General features: G+C 72.9%; 1 protein-coding gene. It reads left to right on the forward strand.

What is annotated here, in order from left to right:
- A partial coding sequence (locus A7A76_RS00255) for an SDR family NAD(P)-dependent oxidoreductase (RefSeq protein ID WP_206409304.1) occupies positions 1-3521 on the forward strand: 3521 nt, incomplete at both ends.

Here is a 3521-nt window from a genome sequence, read left to right on the forward strand (position 1 = left end):
CCGCGCAGGCTCAGCCGGCGCCGGCGACGCAAGCCTCGGCGGCCGCGCCGCAGCCGCGCCAGGGCGAAGCCTTCGCCGGCAACGACCGGGTCGGCGCGCTGACCCTGGCGCCGGCCTGGGAAGCCAGCGTGCCGCCGCAATCCGAAGCCTGGCCGCAGGCCCGCGCCGCAGTGGTGGTGATCGGCGGCGACGCGGCCCAGTTCGCGCAATTGCGCAAGCGCTTCCCGCGCGCGCGCCAGCTGCCGGCGGCGATCGCCGACACCGCCGAGCGCGCCGCCGACGAACTGCGCGGCGCCGGCAACATCGAGCACGTGTTCTGGCTGGCGCCGCCGGCGCAGGCGCGCTCGGTCGACAGCGACAGCATCGTGGTCGATCAGCAACGCGGGGTGATGGCCGGCTTCCGTCTGGTCAAGGCGCTGCTCAAGCTCGGCTACGCGGCCAAGCCGCTGGGCCTGAGCGTGATCACCGCCGGCACCCAGCCGGTGCTGGAGGACGAGTCGATCGATCCGACCCACGCCGGCGTGCACGGCCTGATCGGCACCCTGGCCAAGGAATATCCGGCCTGGCAGGTGCGCCTGCTCGATCTGCAAGCCGATGCGCCGTGGCCGCTGGACGAACTGCTGGCGCTGCCGGCCGACCGCGACGGCAACGCCTGGGCGCACCGCCACGGCCGCTGGCACCGCCAGCGCTGGATCGCCTGCGCCTTGCCCGAACCCGAGCAGACCGCGTTCCGCCACAACGGCGTCTACGTCGTGGTCGGCGGCGCCGGCGGCATCGGCGAGGCGTTCAGCGAATACCTGATCCGCCGTTACGCCGCGCAGGTGGTGTGGATCGGACTGCGCAAGCGCGACGAAGTGGTGGAGGAAAAGATCGGCCGGCTGGGCCAGCTCGGTCCGGCGCCGCACTACATCTCCGCCGACGCCACCGACCAACCGTCGCTGGAGCGCGCCTGCGCCGAAATCGAACGCCGTTACGGCGCCATCCACGGCGTGGTCCACGCCGCGCTGCTGATGGCCGGCGATCCGCTCGAACGCATGGACGAGCAGCGCTTCTGGCGCGGCCTGGCGGCCAAGATCGAAGTGTCGGTGCGCATGGCCCAGGCCTTCGCCCACCTGCCGCTCGACTTCGTGCTGTTCTTCTCTTCGATCCAGGCGCTGGAAAAGACCCCGCGGCAGGCCAACTACGCCGCCGGTTGCACGGTCGAGGACGCGTTCGCCGCGCAGCTGGCGCGCGAATGGCGCTGTCCGGTGCGGGTGGTCAACTGGGGCTATTGGGGCAGCGTGGGTTTCGCCGCGATCTCCAGCGGCTACCGCAACTGGATCGCCCAGGCCGGCATGGGCTCGGTCGAGCCGGCCGAAGGCATGGCGGCGCTGGAGCGGCTGCTCGCCGGTCCGCAGCGCCAGTTGGCTTTCCTCAAGACCCAGCGCGCGGACGCGCTGACCGGCGTGCAGTTCTCCGACGACCGCGTGTGGCGGGTCGGCGCGACCTTGCCGGTAGTGCCGCTGGACGCGGCGGTCGACATCGACCCGGCCACGCTGGCCGGGCAGGGCCTGCCGGAACGCTTCGAGACCTTGCTGCTGGAGCTGCTGCGCCACGAGCTCGACGCGCTCGGCGTGTTCGCCGCCGCCGACCCGGCGGCGCGCGAGCAAACCGTGTCGCCGCAGTACCGCGCATGGCTGCGGCATACCTTGAACCTGTTGGCCGAGCGCGGCATGGCGGTCGAGCGCGACGGCGCCTGGCAGGTCGCCGGGCCGATGCCGGCGGTCTCGCCGTGGCAGGAGTGGGAGCGCAACGCCGCGCAATGGCTCGACAGCGCCGAGCTGGCCGCGCCGGTGCGCCTGGCCGAGGCGACCCTGCGCGAACTGCGCCCGGTGCTCAGCGGCCAGCGCGCCGCCACCGACGTGCTGTTCCCGAAGTCCTCGCCGCATCTGGTCGAAGGCATCTACCGCGACAGCCCGGTGCCGGACTACTTCAACAAGGTGCTGTGCTCGACGCTGGTGCGTTACATCGAGCGCCGGCGCCGGATCGATCCCGACGCGCGCCTGCGCATCCTGGAGATCGGCGCCGGCACCGGCGGCACCACCACGCCGCTGGTGCGGGCGCTGCAGCCTTACGCGGCGTCGATCGCCGAGTATCGCTTCACCGACATCTCGCGTTCCTTCGCCGTCGCCGCCCAGGACGAATACGCGCAGCGCGCGCCGTACATGACGTACGGCAGCTTCGACGTCGAACGCGCCGCCGCGGCGCAGGGCATCGAGATCGGCGGCTACGACGTGGTGGTCGCCGCCAACGTGCTGCACGCCACCGGCGACATCGCCCGCACCCTGCGCAACGCCAAGGCCGCGCTCAAGCGCAACGGCGTGCTGCTGTTGAACGAGGTCTGCGCGACCAGCCTGTTCGCCCACGTCACCTTCGGCCTGCTCAAGGGCTGGTGGCTGTACCAGGACGCGCACCTGCGCATCCCGGGTTCGCCGGCGCTGTCGCCGGAATCGTGGCGCGCGGTGCTGGCCGAGCAGGGCTTCGAGGCGATCGGCCTGCCGGCGCAAGGCGCGCGCGAACTCGGCCAGCAGATCGTGGTGGCGATGAGCGACGGCTGGGTGCGGCAGCCGGCGGCGTCCGCCGCCGCGACGGCCATTGCGCCCGCGCCGCAGCCCGAGCCTGCGCCGCAACCCGTGCCGCCACCTGTGGCGCAGCCCACACCGCAGCCGGCAACGGCGCAGGCCGACGGGGACGCGGCGATCCGCCGCATCGTCCGCGACACCCTGGTGCGCGTGCTCGAAATCGACGCCCAGGCCTTGTACGACGACGCGCCGCTGACCGACTTCGGCCTGGATTCGATGCTGGCGGTGCAGGCGGTGGAATTGTTGAACGTCAACGCCGGCGCCGAACTGACCACCACCAGCTTGTTCGACCATCCCAGCGTCGACGCGGTCGTGGCCCATCTGCTGTCGACGCGGCCGCGCATCGCGGTCGCCGCGCCTGCGGTCGAAGCGTCCGCAGCCGGAGCGCGCGCCGTGCAGGCGTCTGCGCCGGCGGCAGCGATGGCGACTGCGGCCGCACCGGCGTCCACCGCAGCGCAACCGGCACCGGCACCGACGCGGGCGCCGGCCGCAGCCGGCGCGGGCATCGCCCAGGCGATCGCCCAGGCCCTGGTCGAGATCGCCGGCATCGACGCGGGCGACATCCGCGGCGATGTGGACTTCGTCGACTACGGCATCGACTCGATGCTGGCGGTGCAGATCGTGGAAGCCTTGAACCGGCGGCTGGTGGTCGAACTGACCACCACCAGCCTGTTCGACCATCCGACCATCGACGCCCTGGTCGCGCATCTGCTGGCCAGCGCCGGCGGCGGCGAAGCCGCGCAAACCGCGCCGGCCGATCCGCAGCCGCCGCTGCGCACGCAAGCGCAACTGCCGGCGTGGGCGCAGCCGCAGCCGTGGACGACCGCGACCCAGTCGGCGCCGCAACCGAGCGCGATCGCGGCGGCGAGTCCGGTGGCCACCGCGGCGGCGACTCCGAGC

This window comes from Lysobacter enzymogenes (assembly GCF_017168095.1).
GTDB lineage: Bacteria > Pseudomonadota > Gammaproteobacteria > Xanthomonadales > Xanthomonadaceae > Lysobacter > Lysobacter enzymogenes_D.